Origin of the sequence: Bacillus sp. 005/A4HT-01/001 (assembly GCF_004634445.1) — a bacterium.
In the GTDB taxonomy this organism is placed as follows: domain Bacteria; phylum Bacillota; class Bacilli; order Bacillales; family Bacillaceae; genus Bacillus; species Bacillus altitudinis.
This window is the reverse complement of record NZ_SEIZ01000001.1, coordinates 845888-866380: the sequence shown is the minus strand read 5'-3', so window position 1 is coordinate 866380 and position 20493 is coordinate 845888. Positions and strand designations below refer to the sequence as shown.

Sequence of the window (20493 nt, the reverse complement as noted above, 5' to 3'; positions counted from 1 at the left end):
TTTTTCGGGCATTAATGGATGTTTAGGTTTTTTCTATATCAAGATGAAATCAACGATTGGAGGGTAACACAATGAACCACAAACAAACAGCAAAAGAAGTTCTAGAGCTTGTCGGCGGTGAAAAGAATGTAAAGCAAGTCACGCATTGTATGACAAGACTTCGCTTCAATTTATACGATGAAGGCAAAGCGGATAAGGAGAAGCTGCAATCAACAGATGGCGTCATGGGCGTGAATCAAAGCGGCGGTCAATACCATGTCATTATTGGCAACGACGTATCAAACGTCTATCAAGCAATGATTGCTGATTCTGGGTTATCAACAGATGTAAAGTCAGGCGATACAGAAGAAGCATCAAAACAAAATGTGATTTCAAAGCTTTTCGATTTTATCTCTGGTGTCTTCACACCGATTCTTCCAGCCATCGCTGGAGCTGGTATGATCAAAGGAATCTTGGCATTAATGCTGACGTTCCAATGGATCTCAGATAAAAGCAGCACATATGCGATTTTAACAGCTATCGGAGACGGAGCCTTTTACTTCTTACCGATTCTGCTCGCTGTAAGCGTCGCCAAAAAAATTGGCACAAATCAGTATATCGCCGCTGCCATTGCAGCAGCCGCACTGCACCCGCAGCTCACTGCCTTACTAGGTGCAGGAAATACAGAATTTCTAGGCTTGCCAGTGGTTGCCGTTGTGTACTCTTCATCGGTGATTCCAATTCTACTCACTATCTGGCTCGGCTCATATGTGGAAAGATTCGCAGAAAAATATAGTCCGAAATCACTAAAAATCATTCTTGTTCCAACAGTTACACTTCTTGTCGTGGTACCAGTTATGCTCATCGCAGTTGGACCGCTTGGTGGGATTATCGGAAATGGTCTTTCAGGTGGAATTGATTTATTGTTCAAACATGCAGGTATTTTGGCCGGACTCTTAATCGGTGGCTTTATGTCACCATTGATCATTACGGGCATGCACTATGCACTACTTCCAATCATGATCAACAACATTACATTAAACGGTTTTGACTTCATTCTTCCAATGATGTTTGTAGCGAATATGGCACAAGCAGGCGCAGCATTCGGTGTCTTCTTAAGATCAAAAAACAAAACATTCAAATCATTGGCGATGTCTACAAGTATCACTGCATTAATGGGTATTACTGAACCTGCTATGTATGGTGTGAACATGCGATTGAAAAAACCGTTCCTTGCAGCCCTCATTGGTGCAGCAGCAGGCGGCGTGTTCATGTCTATCTTCAAAGTAAAGTCATATGTGATATCAGGATCAGCAGGTCTTCCAGGTCTCCCAACGTTCATTGGACCGACATTTGTGTACTCCATCATTGGATTAGTGATCGGCTTTGTTGTAGCAACCATCATGACACTTGTTCTAGGGTTCAAAGATGTACCAGTGAAAGATGATACAAAAGCAGACAAACCAGAAGAAAAGAAAGATACAGTAGCGCTTCAAAATGAAGTGGTACAAAGCCCGCTTGAAGGTCAACTAAAGCCGCTCAATCAAGTAAATGATGCAACATTCTCTAATGAAATCATGGGTAAAGGAACAGCCATTGTCCCAACAGTTGGACGTGTAGTAGCCCCGTTCAACGGCAAGGTTGAAACCATTTTCCAAACGAAACATGCCATTGGTTTAAAGAGTGATCAAGGCACAGAGCTTCTCATCCATGTGGGGATTGATACAGTAAAACTTGGCGGTAAACATTTCACAAGTCATGTAGAGTCAGGTGATCTTGTTCAAGCAGGAGATCTGCTAGTTGAATTTGATATCGAGGGCATTCAGCAAGAAGGCTATGATGTAACAACGCCAATTATCGTCACCAACACAAATGATTATGCACAAGTTAATGCGAAAACAGATGGGGCGATTACAGTAAAAGAGACATTGCTTACAGTCAGTGTAGAAGAAAATGAGGAGGGCATTCAACATGACGAATTTAGAAAAAACATTTCCTAAAGGTTTCTTATGGGGCGGCGCAGTAGCCGCCAACCAAATTGAAGGTGCTTATAACAAAGATGGAAAAGGCTTATCAACAGCGGATGTATCACCACACGGTATTATGCACCCATTCGATGAATCAATGAAGGACCTTAACTTATATCATGATGCGATCGACTTCTATCATCGCTACAAAGAAGATATTGCCCTGTTTGCAGAAATGGGATTCAAGTGCTTCAGACTATCCATTTCTTGGCCACGTATTTTCCCAAATGGCGACGATGCGGAACCGAATGAAGCGGGCCTCGCTTTCTATGAAAAAGTATTTGATGAACTGCATAAGCATGGAATTGAGCCAGTTGTCACGATCTCTCACTATGAAATGCCGCTTGCACTTGTGAAAAACTATGGCGGATGGAGAAACCGCAAGCTTGTGGGTCTTTATGAAACATACGCTAAAACATTGTTCACTCGCTTTAAAGATAAAGTGAAATATTGGATGACTTTTAATGAAATCAACGTTGTGTTACATGCTCCTTTCACAGGGGGCGGCCTTGTATTTGAAGAAGGCGAAGACGAGAAGAGCATTCAATATCAAGCAGCGCATCACCAATTTGTTGCAAGTGCTCTAGCTGTTAAAGCAGGACACGAAATCATTCCAGATGCGAAAATCGGTTGTATGATTGCAGCGATGACCACATATCCGTACAGCTCAAGACCTGAAGATATGTTCGCTGCGATTGATCAAGATCGTAAAACATTGTTCTTCTCAGATGTACAGGCGAGAGGCTATTACCCTGGATACATGAAACGTTATTTCCTGGAAAATAACATCAACATTGAATTCCAAGACGGTGACGAAGACATTCTAAGAAACCATACAGTCGACTATATTGGCTTCAGCTATTATATGAGTTTTGTGACAAGTACAGATCCAGAGGTACTTGGACAAGTGACTGGTGGCAACCTATTTGAAGGCGTGAAAAACCCTTATCTAGAAGCAAGTGATTGGGGCTGGCAAATTGATCCAAAAGGACTTCGTACAACACTAAACCAACTATATGACCGCTACCAAAAACCATTGTTTATCGTAGAAAATGGATTGGGTGCTGTGGATCAAGTAGAAGAAGACGGCTCCATTCAAGACGATTACCGAATTGATTACCTCAGAAGTCATTTGCTCGAGGCAAGAGAAGCGATCGCAGACGGCGTTGATCTGATCGGCTATACAAGCTGGGGCCCAATTGACCTTGTCAGCGCATCAACAGCTGAAATGAAAAAACGCTACGGCTTCATTTATGTCGACCGTGATAACGAAGGAAAAGGTACATTAGATCGAAAGAAAAAGAAAAGCTTTGATTGGTATAAACAAGTGATTGCGACAAATGGAAAGCATTTAGACGCATAAAAAAGAGAGACAAACCGCTGATCAAACGGTTTGTCTCTTTTTATTGTGAGTGGACTATGATGTCCACACTTGATCCGCAATCTCAATCACATGACGCAGCTTTTCCCATTGCTGTTCTTCTGTTAACAAATTGCCTTCCTCTGTTGAAGCGAATCCGCATTGTGGGCTCAAACAGATTTGGTTGATGTCCACATATTGAGCTGCTTCCTCGATTCGTCTTTTGATCTGATCAACGGGTTCAAGTTCCCCATACTTTGAAGTGACAAGACCTAGTACGATTTGAAGGTTTGGATTCTTCACATAACGCAGGGGTTCAAATCCGCCAGAACGGTCATCGTCGAATTCTAAGAAGAGACCATCCAAATCGAGACCCGCAAAAATCGTTTCTGCCGCTGCCTCATAACCACCTTCGGCTGCCCAAGTTGATTTAAAATTACCACGGCAAATGTGCATAGTGATCACCAAATCCTCTGGTCGATCGGCAACCGCTTCATTGATTGTTTTCGCAAACGATTCACGCAGTTCATCTTCCTCGCGGCCAAAAGCTTTGATTTGTTCATGTCCTTTTTCAGAAAAGAACACAGCCCAAGCTGTATCATCTAGCTGTAAGTAACGGCAGCCTGCATCATAAAAAGCACGGATGGCTTTTTTATAAGCTTGTGCCACGTCATGGTGAAAATCATCTAAGCTGTCGTACACACCTTCTTCAAGCTTTCCACGGAAAAAGAGCATATTCGGACTTGGAATTGTCATTTTAGCCGTATGATCATCCGCGATGCTGTGAAGGAAGCGATAATCCTCTAGCATTGGATGATCTGTAAAATCAATCTTACCTGTTACTTTGATGCCTCTCGCTTTTGTCGTCGTATTGTGGAATTGAATGCCTTGGTCTGCTTCAAATCCTTCGACCCCATCAAGCCCTTCTAGAAAGTCAAAATGCCACCATGCACGTCTGAATTCTCCATCTGTGACAACCTCTAATCCAATTTCTTTTTGCTTCTCTACAATACGAGTGATTTCTTCGTTTTCAATTTGTCTGAGCTGTTCTGCTGTCAGTGTACCGTCTGCTTTTTGCTTGCGGGCTTCTTTGATGCGTTCAGAACGAAGTAAACTCCCTACTTGATCTGCGCGAAATGGCGGCTTTGTTGTTTTCTTACCAATGGTTTGTACTTGTGTCATGCTGAATCCCTTCTTTCTTCAGGTTATAATTCAAATAAAAAAGCTCTTCCTTGGATAAGGAAGAGCATCATATACTGTGAGATCTCTGCCTTATCTTCAAACAAGCTTCAGCTTGCTTAAGGAATTAGCACCATTCTGTTCCTAGGAACAGCGGTTGCCGGGTTTCACAGGGCCAGTCCCTCCACCACTCTTAATAAGGTTACCTTTGATTCAATTTTCTTAATAAACACAATTATTCAATCTTTTCGAGAAAAAGTCAATGGTTTTTCCTATTTATTTTCCTACATAAACAAATCAGCGACGAGAACACCTGCTAATCCAACAAGTGATAGAACTGTCACCATTAAAGTCCACGTTTTAAAAGTTTGAGCCATCGACAAATTAAAGTATTCTTTGTAAATCCAGAAACCTGCATCATTCACATGAGAGAATGTTATACTGCCGGCGCCTGTTGCAATCACCATTAGTTCTGGGCTGACTCCCGTCAAACCAATTAGCGGTGCAGAAATGCCAGCTGCTGTGAGACCCGCGACAGTCGCTGACCCTAAAGAGACACGAAGGACAGCTGCAATTAGCCAAGTGAGGAGCAGAGGAGACAGTGTGCTTCCTTGCATAATCCCTGCAATGTATTGATCAACGCCGCTGTCAATGAGCACCTGTTTAAAGGCGCCGCCGCCTGCAATGATCAATAGAATCATCGCAATGGAGCCAATTGAATCCGTAATCGACTTCATGACGTCCTGCATGCTCTTTCCTCTGCCAAGACCAAATGTGTAGATGGCAAGTAGCACAGAGATTAATAGGGCAATCGCCGGCTCACCTAAAAACTCAGCCGCCGGTAGCAGCGGGGAGGAAGGGAAGAAAATTTCTAAACATGCTCTGAATGTCATGAGCAATACAGGTAAAATAGCGGTGAAAATACTAATGCCGAAGCTTGGCATTTCCTCTTCTGTAAATTCCTTTGGATTAAACAAGTCCTTTGGAATGTGTGCATGCAGTTGGTCTTTCTTAAATAGTTTCGTAAACAGAAGTCCGCCTACTAAAACAGCAGGAATGGCTAAAATAATTCCAACCAATAAGGTTTGTCCCATGTTGGCTTGAAATACATTGGCAATGGCTGTCGGCCCTGGGTGAGGAGGGAGGAAGCCATGTGTGGTAATGAGTGCAGCGACGAGCGGCATTCCCACATACAACACAGGAAGTCTTGCGGCTTGAGCAATGGTAAAGACTAATGGAATAAGAATAATGAATCCGGTTTCATAAAATAGAGCAATTCCGATAACAAATCCAGTCAGCATCGTCGCCCATTGGATTTTCCCGATACCAAAGCGGTCGATGAGTGTCATGGCAATACGCTGAGCACCGCCAGAATCAGCCATCAATTTACCAAGCATCGCTCCAAAGCCAAGAACCAACGCCAGATGGCCGAGTGTACTTCCAAGCCCTTTTTCGACTGAAGCAATCGCTTCAAGTGGTGACATGCCTTCTAAAACGGCAACGATTAAAGAGACAATAATCAACGAAATGAAAGCGTTTAACTTAAAGACAACCATGAGTAAAAGTAATAACAAAACGCCAAGTCCGATAAAAACTAACGACATGATCTTTCCTCCTTTGTGCTGCATAAGGGAGCGTGAACGCTCCCTCTGCTTTATCCTTCAAGTATGTCTACTGCTTCTTTTAACGTATCCTTTGAGCCAACATTTCCCGGGAAAATCACATAAGACATGAATGGGAATTTGCTTTCTTCTCCTGTTTGCCAAACGGGAATACCTGGTTTGATTTGACCTGCGACGGTCGCACGTTTGACGCTGAGTCCTCTTGTTCCAATATCGCTTGAGGTGATTCCACCTTTGGCAATGAGGTACTTAGGACGAATGGAGAGGCGCTGGACAATGCTTGTCACCGCATCACTAATCTGAACAGAGAGTTTCAATTCTTCCTCTCGGCGATTGTCTCCAAGATCAAGCCGTTCTCTCCTTGTATAAACAGCAACCGATTGTCCGGTTGTTAAAAGCCTTTCAGTTTGTTGAATCACGCGGTCAATTTCCTCTTGAAATGCTTCAGGTTCTAACACGAGGTGTGTATCAAATTCAATAAATGCAATGTCTTTATTTTGCTGCAGCGCTCGCAATTGTTCCGTTGTTTTTTTGACATGGGAACCGACCATGATGAGGCCACCGTGCGTGCTTTCTTCCTGTATTAAGTCTTGTCTAGCTAAAAGTGCTTGATCCTCAACACCGCCAAGCACTTTTGTGAGAGCGGCCGCACTTCTAAATAGAAAGTGCTGACCTGCTTTGATGGCATCTATGAGGGCAATGACAAAGACTTTGACATCGTCATAGTCTACTGCATTGACAACCACTTTTTGAAAATCCTTCACGGTCATCAGCTGATCCTTGATTTGTTCAATACGTAAAGCCCGGATATCTTCTAAAGAAATATAAGTAGTGTTTTCCTTAGTGAACGATCCGTTTGATTTCTCTTCGATCCATTCTCCGAGGTGAGAAGATTGAAATCCGAATGTACGATCCAATGCAAATTCTGTGTCACCAGCAGGAATTAATTCGTGACCTTCCTGTACATAGTGAATATTGCCAATCGTAAAGCGGCCGCCTTCTTTAAAAAAGGGAAGAAGGATTTCGCCGTCAAATTGGCGGGAGCTTTGCTGTTCAATGGTCGTTCTGAGAATGTCAGTCTCTAGCGGGAAGTGTCCACGCAGGGTGGAGTCCCCCCGGCTGACAATGATGAAATCTTGATCAAGCCGTTCAGCCGTTTTCACAATCGTTGATGCGATCATTTCATGAAGAACCGCCGTTTCTTTCTCTGTCATACTGCGAGAGTTGGTTAAGATAAAGAACATACGGCTGTCTTCAAGAAAACCAGCTTCAATGCTTTTCTCTGACCAATCGGTGAAAACAGAGACGCCGTGTACCGTTTGAATGCCTGTTGGGTCATCGTCTAATACAATCACTTTATGGTGAAAATGGTTTAGTGCTTGTTCGTATGCTGATTGAATGCGATCTGAATCCGCTTTCGGAATGGCATTTAGTAACTCAATGCTTTGTTTCATAGAACCTCATCCTTTCTTCACTTCAACATGAGCCATTTTTTCGTAATATTGAACGATTCCGCCGTGATCAAGTCCAGACTTTCCATCCGCTTTGAGGGCGTGGAAGATTTCTAGCAGCTGACTAGAAAGCGGGAGAGGAACGCCGATATCGTGGGCAGTTTCCATGACATTGGTTAAATCCTTTAAGTTGATGTCAATACGTCCGCCAGGCTCAAAGTTTCGTTCTAAAATGAGAGGAACCTTCGCATCGAGTACAGCACTTCCTGCCAGTCCACCTCGGATGGCTTCATACATTTTATCAATCGCAATGCCAGACTTAGCGGCAAGAACGAGTGCCTCGGACATGGCAGCGATATTTAAGTTGACGATGATTTGATTCGCAAGCTTAGCGGTTGTCCCGCTTCCATTTGATCCAACTAATACGACATCTGTGCCCATGGCATAGAGGACATCCTTTACTTGTTCAAATATCTCTTCTTCTCCGCCCGCCATAATCGCAAGTGTCCCGTCTATCGCCTTTGGCTCTCCGCCACTGACAGGAGCATCGATAAATTCGACCTGATGCTGTTTTGCCAGTGCCGCTAATGCTCTAGAAGTAACAGGTGAAATAGAGCTCATATCTATAATAATCGTGCCAGGTTTTGCTGTAGCCAATATGCCTTGTTCACCTGCTACGACTGCTTCTACATGCTCACCTTTTGGAAGCATCGTGATGATGATATCGCTTACAGATGCTGCCTCAGCAGCTGATGCAGCGGCATTTGCACCCACTTCTTTTAATGCTAGAACAGCTTCTGTATGAATATCGAAAACAGTCACAGTATGACCGGCTTTTAATAGATTGAGTGCCATAGGTTTCCCCATAATGCCTAATCCAATGAATCCAATTTGCTTTGCCATTTTGTCCGCCTCCTATTTAGAAACCCCTTACAAAAAGCGCTTTCTTTTCTTTTTGTTAGTATATATACTATCTTTCTAATTTAATAGTAGGAAATAAACTATTGTTCATTTAATGTACATGACGAAATAGGAATGTGTCAACGGAAAATATGAGAAAAGTCACAAAAAAAAGACCGGAAACAGCTCCGGTCTATTGTAGATTATGTTTTATTTTTAGCTACAGCTAATCGAGAACGTTTGACGTTGTCGATCGCATTTGATCCTAATTCTAAAACAGCTGCGACATACAAAACATCAATAATCACAAGCTGATTAATACGAGAAATCATTGAGTCAGAACGATAGGTTGTTTCTCTCGATGAACTGAGCAGATGAAAGTCGGATTTCTTGGCGAGCTCTGATTTCGGATAGCTCGTGATCGAGGCGACCGTTGCACCTTTTTCCTTTGCAAATTGCACGGCATCAAGGATTTCTCTACTTTCCCCTGAATGTGAGATCGCGACGATAAAATCATGTTCCGTTGCATGTGTTGCAATCATATTCATCATATGAGGATCACTGCATAGACTCACTTCAAAGCCAAGCTGGAGAAACTTATGATAGGCATCTCCGGCAATAAAACTGGAGGCACCTGCTCCAAAGAAGACGGTTTTATGAGCCTGTTTCATTTGCTCAATAAATTGTGTCACAGCTTGGTCTTCTAAAATATGCTTCATATCCTGAATAGAGTTGGTTGTTAACTCTATGACCTTATGTTTAATATCTGCGACACTATCAGATGCTTCGATCTCACCGTATATAGATTGAGGCGTATTGGTCGCAATATCCTGCGCGACATGGACACGAAACACTTGATAGGACTCATAGCCAATTTTTCGCAGAAAACGAAAGATCGTCGTTTCACTTGTGTTGCATTCAGCAGCGAGTGCACTAATCGAATGAAGCACAACTTTCTGAGGGTTTTGTAAAATGTAATTGGCAATCTTTTTCTGGGTAGGGGACAAACTATGAAATGTTGTCCGGATATGACTGAAAATATTCTCTTCTATGATAAACACCACACTTCATCTAACATTCTATCTTAAGCATACAGGAACTTATGAAAACGGTAAACAAACCTCACATGAAAAATAAAGAATAATATGGAAGAAAACACTTCTTTTGGTTCTTTTGTCATGGTATACTCAATTGGTAATAGACAAAAATGGGGGTTTTTACTATGACAATGAAAAAAGGCTTAACGATCAGCCTGCTCATTTTTTCGCTGATTGTTTCGTTGTTTGCGCCAGTTGGATCTGCGGATGCCAAACAAGTGAAAAAAGCAAAAGTAAGCACACACTATTATAAAAAGAAAAAAACGTTTAAATATGCACAGGTGAAAAACCTTAGTAAAGCGCATATGAAAACCATTAACCATGATTTAAAAGAAGATATTGCATTTTCCTACTCTACGTATTTGTTCTTAAAGGACGAAGCGAAAAAAGAAGGCATTGGGAAGATCACATACGAGAGATCGTTTAAAACGAAATTTAACAATGGGAAGAAACTAAGTATCCTAAACTATGATTACATGAATGACGGTAGCATGCACGGGGATACGATGGTTACGAGCATGAACTATGTGTTAACAAAGAAAAAAACAAAGCAACTGTACTTTACAGATGTGGTAAAAACAAAGAAAAAGCGTACAAAAGTAAGAGATTATATCTATAACTACACAAAGAAGCATAAAAGTAAATTCTATGCGAATCTGAAAAAAAGCGATATTCAAATCGGCTACGACACGCAGTACTACTTCACGAAAAAGGGAATCGCTGTTGTCTTCCAGCCATATGAAATTTCACCGTACTATGTAGGAATTCCTATGATTCAAGTACCTGCGAAGGTGTATAAATAAACAAGAGAAACGGCCATGAATTTGGTCGTTTTTTTATACATAAAAAGAGCCCCTGGTGATGAGGCTCTTCTTTTTACATTTATACTTGTTTGGGTGCATCGTTTAGTGGGTGACGGCGTTTGCCGTTGTAGTGGCGGCGCATACGAAAGATTTCAAACTCCGAAAGCTCTGCGCTTTTTCGTTTTTGGGTGCGGTTATCTTTTTTGAAAGAGAATAGTAAGTAGCAGCAAAGTGAAGCGATAATCAATAAAATCATCATATGACATTCCTCCAATTCATCCTATTCTTTAAGTGTAGACAGGGTGAGTGATGTTTATAACTGAAAATAGTTAGCAAATAGCGTTTAGTTCTAAAGGTTTATTCTGGCTGCTTTTTTAGGTCTAAAATACTGGTTGTTTTTAACTATTATATTTCCAGTTATTTCACTCGTCAAGAAGAATTTTTCTGGGGTTGTCTCTATTAGTACGATTAAGTGTCATAAAAGTTTCAGAAAATTGTAAACTTTTATTAAAAAACCGTTCCCGAACAGGAACGGTTGTAAACATGTTTATGCTTTTTCTTCAAATAAACGTGCAATTTCCACGATCACTTCTGACGCTTTCAGCATGTTCTCTACAGAGATGAATTCATATTTACCATGGAAGTTTTCCCCGCCAGTAAAGATGTTTGGCGTTGGAAGTCCTTTATATGAAAGCTGTGAGCCATCTGTACCGCCGCGGATTGGTTCAATGACAGGTGTCACTGAGCGGTTTTCCATGGCTTCATGAGCGATGTCTACGATATGTTTGACTGGCTCAATTTTTTCTCTCATATTGTAATATTGATCCTGAATGCTAAGGGTGATGCTGTTTTCGCCGTAGACTGCTTTTAAGTCGTTTGCGATTTTTTCAAATAGTGCTTTGCGCTTGTTGAATTTCTCTTTATCAAAATCACGAATAATATATTGCAGCTCTGCTTCTTCTACTTCTCCTACAAATCTTGTGAGATGGAAAAAGCCTTCGTATCCTTCTGTGTATTCTGGAGATTCATCTGAAGGAAGTTTGTTGTGAAAGAGCATGCCGATCTTTGCAGCACTGACCATTTTGTCTTTTGCTGTCCCTGGATGGACGTTGTTTCCTTTAATTGATACTTTTGCACCTGCGGCGTTGAAGCTTTCATATTGAAGCTCTCCTAGCGGGCCGCCGTCAATCGTATAAGCATAAGAAGCGCCAAAGGCATCAACATCGAATTTGTGAGGTCCTCTGCCGATCTCTTCATCTGGTGTGAAGGCGACACGAATTTTTCCATGCTTGATTTCTGGATGCTCAATCAGGTAATGCATGGCGGTCATAATTTCTGCGATACCAGCTTTGTTATCTGCACCAAGCAGGGTCGTGCCATCAGTCGTGATGAGCGTATGTCCTTGGTATTTTTGTAAATTTGGAAACTGCGCTGGAGATAATACGATATGTAGATCTTCGTTTAACGTGATGTCCCCGCCTTGATAGTTCTCATGAATCTGCGGTTTCACGTTCTTGCCAGTGAAGTCAGTGGCTGTGTCGATATGAGCCAGGAAGCCAATGGTTGGCACTTCTTTGTCTGTGTTAGATGGAATCGTGCCCATGACATAACCGTTTTCATCCATTGTCACTTCTTGAATGCCGATGGATTTCATCTCTTCAACTAGCTGCCTTGCTAGGTTTAGCTGTCCTTCAGTGGATGGGCAGCTCTCTATGTCTGCATCAGACTGTGTATCCACTTTTACATAACTTGTGAATCGCTGGATCATTTCCTCTTTCATCAATACGTCACTCCTTTTGTAGAATATGTTCATTTTATCATGTCTTGAATGCGCTTCATAACAAGAAAGGCTTTCTCTGACAATTAGAGAGGAAAAAGACCTACTTTTATTTTGCGATGTGCTGAATGGTTCTTTAGGGTGATTTTTTTGGGTGTCTTTTTATTTATAATGAGGACATATAAAATCATCCATTTGTACGTTAATTTGGGAGAAAGGGGTGCGAAAGTTGGATTCTAGTCAAACACTTGCACTCGCTCAAAAGTTCCAGGAAGCTGCTGATGGCATTCGGCAGTCGAAGCAGCTGCTTGAGAATCGGCTGAAGGCAGTTGGATCAGGCTGGCAAGGGGAAGCAAGAGATAAATTTGATCAAAGCTTTGAGGAAACAGTGGCACGCTATGATCAATTTGAAAAGGACTTGCTTGAAACAAGTCAGGAACTGCGGGATGCTGCTGTCAAAATCGAGGAACGTAAAGCTGAAATCGCCAGAATGGAAGAGCTTGAGCGAAAAAGGCGAGAAGAACGGAGAGAAAGAAACAGAGAAGGGAGATGATGTGATGGCGCGTGACATTGTAGTAGATCCAGATCAGCTGACAGGGCTGGCGAATGATTTTGTAGGAGAGCTTTCGGCCATCGAAACAAAGCACCACGATTTACATAGTGAACTGGATGGCCTCATCCTAGGCTGTGATCCCCGTTATCGAAGCTGTTTTTCTGGAGTAGGAGATGCATGGGGTTCTGGACAAGCCTTAATGAGCAAATTGAGCAGTGACGACATTGCCATTCGTCATGCAACGGATAAAATGGTCGAAGCTGATGATATTTTAAGGAAAATGTACAGTTTGTATGATCAATATGGTACACTCACGAGCCTAGCTGGTATTGTGATGATGCAGGCAAAATACTATGGGCTTGGCATGACGACCTTTATTAAAGAAAATGGCCGCTATGCTGCGCAGCATTCAAAGCTCCTTCTTGATGTGACCGGACGGGTAGAAGGAACGAGATTTGACCGGTTGGCAAGGATTTGGCTGAGCAAAAAAGAATTATTAAAACGATCCAATTGGTCGATGGCTGACCTTGTCCATAAGAAATTCACGAAATTTTATCCTAGCGATACAGTTGCGTTCACGAACAGTGTACGTGATTTCACAAAAGGAAGTATCAATTGGAAGGACACAGCTGGCATCAAGTCTGTTCTGAAAAATGGTGCAAGGTTTGCGAAAGGAAATGCCATCATTGCAACGGTCGTCACGGGTGCAACAGAAACGGTTGGCTGCGGTCTGAAAATTGCGGAGAACTATGCGGAATTTGGGGATCAGCCAGAAGTTCTCAAGCGTGAAAATGCAAAGGCTGTTGGAAATGCAGTGAATAATACGGTCTTTATTGCAGGCGGATCTGTTGCAGGTGCCGTTGTAGGCGGCGCTCTTGGAAGCTTTGCAGGACCGATTGGAACAGTGGTTGGCGGTGCGATAGGATCAGCAGTAGGTGGCTTTATTGGTGAAAAAGTCGCCAAGCTTACTTCTGGTTTTGCAGAACAGGTCGCAGTGAAATTAAAAGACCCAATTCATGCGGTTGTCGATAAAGGAAAAAAAGCATTTGAACTGGCAGGTCAAGGTGTTAAAGCAGTCAATGACACCATTGATCAAGCAAATCAGGTGATACATAAAGGAATAGAAAAAACAAAAGAAACCGCAGATTCGCTGTTGAAAGGTGCAGGTGATTTCTTGAAGGGCGCATTTTCTTTTGGATAAGGAGAGATCAAGTTGGATCAGCTAAGTCTAAGTATCGAGGAACTCATCTTTAGTTTTTACAGTGAAGGCTATTTTGAGCAAGGGATGTCTTTAAAGGAAGCCTATTATCCAGATGTAGAGGATGAACGTCTTGGATTTTTATTTGAAATTGCATGCCGCTCTTTGCTGGCAAAAGACGTGCTGGAATTTCGAAATAGACAATACCGTTATAAAGAAGAATACCGGCATTTCATTCAAGCCATGAATGATGCATCACATACCGTGAAAGCTTCAAGGTTTGGTGCATTAGATGAAGAGGTCAGTACGTCCTTTCATACGACTCAGGCAGGTGTGTATTCACACCATACGCTTTATGATCAACAAGTGCATCAGATTCACAAACTAAAAGACGATCAGCAGACTGTGGAGCAAGTGACAACCTTTTTGAACATACACATGAGTGAACACCTCACACCAGTCATCAATTTGCAGGCGGAAGAATTCGAACTGCTGTTAGAACAAGCCAGTCAAGGGAATGATGATTGGCCTTCTTTTCTAAATAAAGCAGAGAACCAAGAGCTTGTGAGGGCATTTGTTTCTGATGTAAGGGTCAGAAAAGGAAAAATGGATTCTTTGATGAAGGTCACTTATGATAAAAATAATACGCCGGATGTAGAGTCTATGATATTTGTTATTCCGGGGCAGAAGCATTCTTGGCTAGTGTCGGGCATGAAGGAAAATGAATTTCGGATAGAGACGGCTCATAGGGACGGATTACGTTCTATATTCTAATGGAGAAAAGGAGAATGGCGCTTGAATCCAAGTGAAGTAATAGAAGTGAGGAGCAGACCCTTTCTAAGAGTATGGGCATTCTTAGCAACGGGCGGGTTTGGCATCATCGGTATTTGGTTATTTTCAGAAGCTCTTACATTTGAATCGAATTATACGTTGTTTTTATTTTTAGGCGGATTATTAGGCATTGTCTATGGGTGGATCTCTTTTTTGATGATTCTTCCGGCTTTTACGAAGAAGGGAAATGTGATTTTTCGCATTCAGCGTGGAGAGAATGGCGCTGTTTTATACCGGCAACAAACAATCCCTTTTCAAGACATACAATCTATTGATATGCGTAGGCATCGTTACAATATCAGGGGATTTCTGTTCATGGATGTGCTTATTCGGAAATATGATGGGAAATTGATCAAGATTCCGGCGTACAGTATTTTAGATGAAGAAGTATTTGAGCAAACGGTGAAACAAGACATTTATCCATATTTACATGAGACCGCCCAAGAGAATTGGAAACAGCAGCATGGTCATGGTGAAAAGCAGAATCAATAGATGTTTTCGCCATCATTCCATGAGGTGAGACGCCACTTTTTTTAAGAAATCGTGTATGATGTCAGTAAAGACTGAACAATCAAGAGGTGATGAGAGATGGACAAAGAAATGGTAATCGACCTCGTCACAGAACAAATGGCACGAATTCGAAAAGAAAAAGACTATACGCAGGACCGTATGGCTGAGGTGCTTGGTCTATCCAAGCGGCATTTGCAGCAGGTAGAAAAGAATCGTCTTCGCCTCAACTGGACGCAATCTGCGGCCGTATGTGCATTATTCAGGGATAGTGACATTTTAAAAGGGACACTTGGGGATGATCCACTTGAGATTTTGGAAGTCGTCGCCCACGATGAATTGCATTTATCTGTTGAACGTACGATTGGCGGAAAGGTTTGGTGGCGGACGTCTGTGAAAAAAGGTACGTTTCGTCTCCAGCAAAATGTACTAAGCCAGCATTACCGCATCTTAGATGATGAGAATTATCGCTATTATAGTTCCTTTAATAAAGAAGAAGCGAAGCGGCGGTTAGAGGAATTAAGTGAGCTGTCGTAAGCAGAAAAAGAGAGGTACCTCTATGACAGGTACCTCTCTTTTTTGTGTTGTTTATACTTTCAGAGTGTTTTTCGCCCGAATAAAGGCAACAAGCTGTTTGATTTCTTCATCTGTTAGTGGAACGCCGTCTACATGGATGGTTCCTTCTTTTGCTTCCGTCAGCTCAATTTTGATATCAGAGATTTTGCGTTGGATCTCTGGCTCGTCCGTTCTACCAAGTAAAAAATCAATGGACGTATCATACAAATCAGCCAGCAGTTTCACTGCTTCAAGCGAAGGTCGTCGGTACCCAGATTCGTAACCGGCATAGGTGCTTTTGGCGATACCTAGGCGATCTGCCGTATGCTGGAGAGACCATTTTTTCTTTTTTCTAAGGGTGGTTAAACGATCGAGTATCATACATGAACGCTCCTTTATATACAACAACAGTATATCATATTTTGACAAAGAGTGTACGCGTTATGCGTAATAATTTCTTGATTAATTCGCGTTATGTGACTATAATGGCAATGAAGGTACGCGTAAAGCGTATATTATAGAATAGCACAAGCTGGCTTATAATATGTGTGACAAACGAAGTAATTTTACTGAAAGAGGTGGACCTGTTGAAGAAATTATTGCTTTTAACCACTGGTGGGACGATTGCATCTGTAGAAAGTGAAAATGGTTTAGCTCCAGGTGTTAAAGCTGAGGACCTTTTAAGCTATTTAAACGAAATTAATGCAGACTACACAATGGACACAAAGTCCCTAATGAGTATAGATAGTACCAATATGCAGCCTGAATACTGGGTTGATATCGCAACAGCCATTTATGAAAATTATGATCAATATGACGGATTTGTCGTCACGCATGGTACGGACACAATGGCCTATACATCAGCAGCACTATCGTATATGCTGCAAAATCCTGATAAGCCAATTGTCATTACAGGATCACAAATCCCAATTACGTTTAAGAAAACAGATGCGAAGAAAAACATTACAGATGCGATTCGTTTTGCATGTGACGGTGTTGGCGGCGTATACGTCGTATTTGATGGCAGAGTCATTCAAGGAACTCGCGCAATCAAACTAAGAACGAAAAGCTACGATGCATTTGAAAGTATTAACTACCCATATATTGCATCGATTGAAAATCATCAAATTGAATACAATAGCAAAGTAAAAAGATCATCAATGAAACCGCTTAAATTAGATGCATCCTTGAACACAGACGTTTGTTTATTAAAACTGCATCCAGGACTGAAGCCTGAGTTTTTAGATTCAATCAAAGGTTTGTACAAAGGGGTCGTCATTGAAAGCTACGGCAGCGGCGGAATTCCTTTCGAAGGAAGAAACCTTTTAGAAAAAATCAACGAATTGCTGGAAGAAGGCATTTCTGTTGTGATCACCACTCAGTGTCTCGAAGAAGGAGAAGACATGAGTGTGTATGAAGTAGGACGTAAAATCAATCAAGAACTGGTTGCTCGTTCAAGAAACATGAACACAGAAGCCATCGTGCCAAAGCTCATGTGGGCATTAGGTAAAACAACAGATCCACGAGAAGTGAAAAAGATTATGGAAACGCCAATCGCAGAAGATTTAGTGATTTAACTATTCTATAGAAAGCAGGTCATACGAGATGGTTCAAGCAACTTATCGTTACGAGAAGGATTTTCTAGGTGAAAAAGAAATTCCCGCAGACGTGTATTATGGTGTTCAAACGCTTCGTGCAAAAGAGAATTTTCCGATTACAGGATATCGCATGCATGAGGAACTCATTCGAGCATTTGCCATTGTCAAAAAAGCAGCAGCTCAAGCCAACATGGAAGTCGGACGTTTATATGAAGGAATTGGAAATGCGATCGTTCAAGCTTCAGATGAAGTCATTGAAGGCAAATTCCATGAATATTTCATCGTAGACCCGATTCAAGGCGGCGCAGGAACGTCTATGAATATGAATGCCAATGAGGTCATTGGAAACAGAGCCCTCGAGATCATGGGACATCAAAAGGGCGAATACATTCATTTAAGTCCAAACACACATGTGAACATGTCACAATCGACAAATGATTCGTTCCCAACGGCGATCCATATTGCAGTGCTCAAGCAGTTAGACATTTTACTTGAGACGATGCAGGCCATGCATGACGTATTTCGAAAGAAAGCAAAAGAATTCGATCATGTGATCAAAATGGGGCGTACTCATTTACAAGATGCTGTTCCGATCCGTTTAGGACAAGAGTTTGAAGCATACAGCCGTGTGCTCAGTCGTGATATTAAACGAATCAACCAATCAAAACAGCATTTATATGAAGTGAATATGGGTGCGACCGCTGTTGGAACAGGCCTCAATGCAGATCCTCGCTACATCGAAATCGTAGTGAAAAAGCTTGCTGATATTTCTGGACTGCCATTAGTAGGCGCAGAGCACCTCGTCGATGCGACGCAAAATACAGATGCATACACAGAAGTATCTGCTGCCTTAAAAGTATGCATGATGAACATGTCTAAAATTGCGAATGACCTTCGCTTAATGGCATCTGGCCCACGTGCAGGTCTTGCTGAGATTGCATTGCCAGCCCGTCAGCCGGGATCATCCATTATGCCTGGAAAAGTCAATCCAGTCATGGCAGAGCTCATTAACCAAATCGCATTCCAGGTCATTGGGAACGACCACACCATCTGTCTTGCTTCTGAAGCAGGCCAGCTTGAGTTAAATGTGATGGAGCCTGTTCTGGTCTTTAACTTGCTTCAATCTATTAGTATAATGAATAACGGATTCCGCTCATTCACAGATCACTGTTTAGCGGACATCGAAGCAAATGAAAAACGTTTGAAAGAATATGTCGAAAAAAGTGCAGGTGTCATTACAGCGGTAAACCCTCACTTAGGCTATGAAGCTGCGGCTAGAATCGCAAGGGAAGCCATTTTAACAGGACAATCGATCAGAGATCTTTGCCTGCAAAATGATGTGTTAACAGAAGAAGAACTTGATATTATTTTGAATCCTTACGAGATGACAAAGCCTGGCATTGCGGGTGCAGAGCTCCTAGAGCGATGATAATATCAAAAATTTTATTTTATTAATATGTGGAATTGCCTGTGAAAAAGAGAAAAACAGGCAATTCACTTTCTTTCGAATTGACACACTTTTTTCACAATATTTTGAAAACGCTTAACGCACGCACAAAGGGAGGAAACAAAATGAAAACACCACGTCTACCGTCTATTTTAGAAGTCGTGTCTGTACTTGGCTTATTTTTAGCAATTGTTTTATCATTCACTCTTTACTTCAAATTAGATATTCAGCTAGCATTGTTCATCTCATGGTTTATGGTTATTGCATTAGGAATTCGTTTAGGGCATTCGTACAAAGACCTTCAAAATGCGATTACAAAAGGGATATCAAATGGATTAGAGGCTGTTTTAATCTTAATTGCAGTAGGTGCACTTGTTGGTACATGGATTGCTGGCGGTGTTGTACCCACGTTAATTTATTACGGACTGGAATTTATTCATCCTAATATCTTCTTATTAGCTACATTGATTATCTGTTCTATTATGTCTGTTGCTACTGGTACGTCTTGGGGTACAGTTGGAACAGCAGGTATTGCGATGATTGCGATTGGTGAAGGATTGGGTATCCCATTACCGATCGTAGCTGGGGCTGTTTTATCTGGCGCTTATTTTGGTGATAAATTATCTCCTCTATCTGATAGTACTGTGCTCGCTTCCTCTCTTTCAAAAGTGGACGTGCTGGCGCATGTAAGAGCCATGATGGTTTTATCCATACCGGCCTTTGTTATTACGGCTATTATGTTTACAATTACTGGATTTATGTATGGTGGAAGAAATATTGATCAAGATAAAGTAGAGTTTTTGAAACAAGCATTGCAGGATACATTCACGATTAATATTTGGATGATCATTCCGGCAGTCATTGTTGTCCTATTACTTGTATTGAAAAAACCGTCAATGCCTGTTATCGCAATTGGTGCACTGCTTGGGGCAGTCTGGGCGATGGCATTCCAAGGAATGAACCCAGCTGATGCGCTTGGTACAGCTTATAACGGCTTCTCTATTAATTCAGATGTAGATTTCTTAAATACACTGTTGAACCGTGGCGGTATTGTCAATATGTTAGGATCTCTAGTGGTCATTATTCTTGGACTTGGTTTTGGTGGAGTTCTTGAATACTTAGGCGTGTTAAAAGTGATCGTCGCAACATTCGAGAAAAAATTGCACAATGCAGGAAATGTGACACTGTCTACACTTGTAGTAGCATTCTTTGCGAATATCTTTGGTTGTGCAATGTATGTCTCATTAATTCTTACACCAAAAATCATGGAAAAAAGCTATGACAAATTAAAATTAGACAGACGTGTGTTATCTAGAAACTCTGAGGTTGGTGGAACACTTACGTCTGGTATGGTTCCATGGTCAGATAACGGAATTTACATGGCAGGGATTCTAGGCGTCTCGACATTCTCTTATTTACCATTTATGTGGCTGAGCTTTGTTGCCATTGGTCTTGCCATCATCTACGGATATACAGGGAAATTCATTTGGTACGTGAAAAATCAACAAGACTCAGAAGAATCGGCATCATAAGCCACTGCAAAAGCCGCCCCTCCCCCGGGCGGCTTTTGTTTGTCCTAGGACCGTAAGACTATGTGTGTTTCCAGAAG

Annotated in this window: 19 protein-coding genes and 1 riboswitch; of the genes, 11 read left to right on the top strand and 8 right to left on the bottom strand. The window is 41.8% G+C overall.

Annotated features, from left to right (window positions below):
* Nucleotides 1–71 precede the first annotated feature (71 nt).
* Together ES896_RS04605 and bglH are read left to right on the top strand one after the other, a co-directional pair.
* Nucleotides 72–1979 (top strand): beta-glucoside-specific PTS transporter subunit IIABC, encoded by a 1908-nt coding sequence (locus tag ES896_RS04605; protein WP_135226475.1) that lies wholly within the window; start codon nt 72–74, stop codon nt 1977–1979.
* Nucleotides 1951–3369, top strand: coding sequence for an aryl-phospho-beta-d-glucosidase (bglH, locus tag ES896_RS04600; RefSeq protein ID WP_135226474.1), 1419 nt, complete (start codon nt 1951–1953; stop codon nt 3367–3369). The genes ES896_RS04605 and bglH overlap by 29 nt, the downstream gene beginning before the upstream one ends.
* A gap of 54 nt (nt 3370–3423) precedes the next feature.
* Here the strand turns inward: bglH and ES896_RS04595 are convergent, their stop codons facing one another.
* The 5 genes from ES896_RS04595 to ES896_RS04575 all read right to left on the bottom strand — a co-directional run bounded on the left by ES896_RS04595 (nt 3424) and on the right by ES896_RS04575 (nt 9579).
* Complete coding sequence (locus ES896_RS04595) at nt 3424–4548, bottom strand: 5-methyltetrahydropteroyltriglutamate--homocysteine S-methyltransferase (protein ID WP_135226473.1); 1125 nt, start codon at nt 4546–4548, stop codon at nt 3424–3426.
* Between the two features lie 87 nt (nt 4549–4635).
* Nucleotides 4636–4748, bottom strand: a riboswitch (SAM riboswitch).
* A gap of 81 nt (nt 4749–4829) precedes the next feature.
* Nucleotides 4830–6149, bottom strand: a complete 1320-nt coding sequence (locus tag ES896_RS04590) for a gluconate:H+ symporter (protein WP_008345676.1) — start codon at nt 6147–6149, stop codon at nt 4830–4832.
* Between the two features lie 50 nt (nt 6150–6199).
* Complete coding sequence (locus ES896_RS04585; protein ID WP_046526794.1) at nt 6200–7621, bottom strand: four-carbon acid sugar kinase family protein; 1422 nt, start codon at nt 7619–7621, stop codon at nt 6200–6202.
* Nucleotides 7622–7627: 6 nt separating this feature from the next.
* The gene (garR, locus tag ES896_RS04580) at nt 7628–8521 is read right to left on the bottom strand and encodes a 2-hydroxy-3-oxopropionate reductase (protein WP_035389960.1); all 894 of its coding nucleotides are present in this window, start codon (nt 8519–8521) and stop codon (nt 7628–7630) included.
* Between the two features lie 200 nt (nt 8522–8721).
* Nucleotides 8722–9579 carry a MurR/RpiR family transcriptional regulator gene (locus tag ES896_RS04575; protein WP_017368342.1) on the bottom strand — a complete coding sequence of 286 codons (858 nt, stop codon included), beginning with the start codon at nt 9577–9579 and terminating at the stop codon, nt 8722–8724.
* 161 nt (nt 9580–9740) lie between these two features.
* On the opposite strand from ES896_RS04575, the gene ES896_RS04570 reads away from it, so the two are divergent.
* Nucleotides 9741–10418: a DUF3298 and DUF4163 domain-containing protein gene (locus ES896_RS04570; protein WP_017368341.1), complete on the top strand. Its 678-nt coding sequence runs from the start codon at nt 9741–9743 to the stop codon at nt 10416–10418.
* Between the two features lie 79 nt (nt 10419–10497).
* Here ES896_RS04570 and ES896_RS04565 read toward each other — a convergent pair whose 3' ends face one another.
* Complete coding sequence (locus tag ES896_RS04565; RefSeq protein WP_008345664.1) at nt 10498–10677, bottom strand: hypothetical protein; 180 nt, start codon at nt 10675–10677, stop codon at nt 10498–10500.
* 288 nt (nt 10678–10965) lie between these two features.
* Nucleotides 10966–12198: a peptidase T gene (pepT, locus tag ES896_RS04560; RefSeq protein WP_008345662.1), complete on the bottom strand. Its 1233-nt coding sequence runs from the start codon at nt 12196–12198 to the stop codon at nt 10966–10968.
* 226 nt (nt 12199–12424) lie between these two features.
* Here pepT and ES896_RS04555 point away from each other — a divergent pair, with 226 nt between their 5' ends.
* The 5 genes from ES896_RS04555 (at nt 12425) to ES896_RS04535 (ending at nt 15821) form a co-directional block, all read left to right on the top strand.
* On the top strand, nt 12425–12748 hold the full coding sequence (locus tag ES896_RS04555; protein ID WP_017358661.1) for a WXG100 family type VII secretion target: 324 nt from the start codon (nt 12425–12427) through the stop codon (nt 12746–12748).
* Between the two features lie 4 nt (nt 12749–12752).
* Nucleotides 12753–13949 (top strand): DUF6861 domain-containing protein, encoded by a 1197-nt coding sequence (locus tag ES896_RS04550; protein WP_017358662.1) that lies wholly within the window; start codon nt 12753–12755, stop codon nt 13947–13949.
* Nucleotides 13950–13961: 12 nt separating this feature from the next.
* Nucleotides 13962–14720 (top strand): hypothetical protein, encoded by a 759-nt coding sequence (locus ES896_RS04545; protein WP_048001179.1) that lies wholly within the window; start codon nt 13962–13964, stop codon nt 14718–14720.
* Nucleotides 14721–14741: 21 nt separating this feature from the next.
* Nucleotides 14742–15269, top strand: coding sequence for a YfjD family protein (locus ES896_RS04540; protein WP_135226472.1), 528 nt, complete (start codon nt 14742–14744; stop codon nt 15267–15269).
* A 96-nt stretch (nt 15270–15365) separates the two neighbouring features.
* On the top strand, nt 15366–15821 hold the full coding sequence (locus ES896_RS04535) for a helix-turn-helix domain-containing protein (protein ID WP_017368337.1): 456 nt from the start codon (nt 15366–15368) through the stop codon (nt 15819–15821).
* 51 nt (nt 15822–15872) lie between these two features.
* Here the strand turns inward: ES896_RS04535 and ES896_RS04530 are convergent, their stop codons facing one another.
* Entirely contained in the window at nt 15873–16220 is a 348-nt protein-coding gene (locus ES896_RS04530; RefSeq protein ID WP_017368336.1) for a helix-turn-helix domain-containing protein, read from the bottom strand.
* A gap of 206 nt (nt 16221–16426) precedes the next feature.
* Between ES896_RS04530 and ES896_RS04525 the strand changes: the two genes are divergently transcribed.
* From ES896_RS04525 to nhaC, 3 genes are all read left to right on the top strand, one after another.
* Complete coding sequence (locus tag ES896_RS04525) at nt 16427–17416, top strand: asparaginase (protein WP_017358664.1); 990 nt, start codon at nt 16427–16429, stop codon at nt 17414–17416.
* 28 nt (nt 17417–17444) lie between these two features.
* Nucleotides 17445–18866, top strand: a complete 1422-nt coding sequence (gene aspA, locus ES896_RS04520; RefSeq protein ID WP_025208223.1) for an aspartate ammonia-lyase — start codon at nt 17445–17447, stop codon at nt 18864–18866.
* A gap of 143 nt (nt 18867–19009) precedes the next feature.
* A complete protein-coding gene (nhaC, locus tag ES896_RS04515) occupies nt 19010–20416 on the top strand; it encodes a Na+/H+ antiporter NhaC (RefSeq protein WP_017358666.1) in 1407 nt (468 codons plus the stop codon).
* Nucleotides 20417–20493: the final 77 nt, after the last annotated feature.

Coding starts and splice junctions, on each gene's coding strand:
- bglH (WP_135226474.1), top strand. CDS start 1,951: ATGACGAATTTAGAAAAAACATTTCCTAAAGGTTTCTTATGGGGCGGC.
- ES896_RS04585 (WP_046526794.1), bottom strand. CDS start 7,621: ATGAAACAAAGCATTGAGTTACTAAATGCCATTCCGAAAGCGGATTCA.
- nhaC (WP_017358666.1), top strand. CDS start 19,010: ATGAAAACACCACGTCTACCGTCTATTTTAGAAGTCGTGTCTGTACTT.
- ES896_RS04595 (WP_135226473.1), bottom strand. CDS start 4,548: ATGACACAAGTACAAACCATTGGTAAGAAAACAACAAAGCCGCCATTT.
- ES896_RS04550 (WP_017358662.1), top strand. CDS start 12,753: ATGGCGCGTGACATTGTAGTAGATCCAGATCAGCTGACAGGGCTGGCG.
- aspA (WP_025208223.1), top strand. CDS start 17,445: ATGGTTCAAGCAACTTATCGTTACGAGAAGGATTTTCTAGGTGAAAAA.
- ES896_RS04530 (WP_017368336.1), bottom strand. CDS start 16,220: ATGATACTCGATCGTTTAACCACCCTTAGAAAAAAGAAAAAATGGTCT.
- garR (WP_035389960.1), bottom strand. CDS start 8,521: ATGGCAAAGCAAATTGGATTCATTGGATTAGGCATTATGGGGAAACCT.
- ES896_RS04590 (WP_008345676.1), bottom strand. CDS start 6,149: ATGTCGTTAGTTTTTATCGGACTTGGCGTTTTGTTATTACTTTTACTC.
- ES896_RS04570 (WP_017368341.1), top strand. CDS start 9,741: ATGACAATGAAAAAAGGCTTAACGATCAGCCTGCTCATTTTTTCGCTG.
- ES896_RS04565 (WP_008345664.1), bottom strand. CDS start 10,677: ATGATGATTTTATTGATTATCGCTTCACTTTGCTGCTACTTACTATTC.
- ES896_RS04535 (WP_017368337.1), top strand. CDS start 15,366: ATGGACAAAGAAATGGTAATCGACCTCGTCACAGAACAAATGGCACGA.
- pepT (WP_008345662.1), bottom strand. CDS start 12,198: ATGAAAGAGGAAATGATCCAGCGATTCACAAGTTATGTAAAAGTGGAT.
- ES896_RS04605 (WP_135226475.1), top strand. CDS start 72: ATGAACCACAAACAAACAGCAAAAGAAGTTCTAGAGCTTGTCGGCGGT.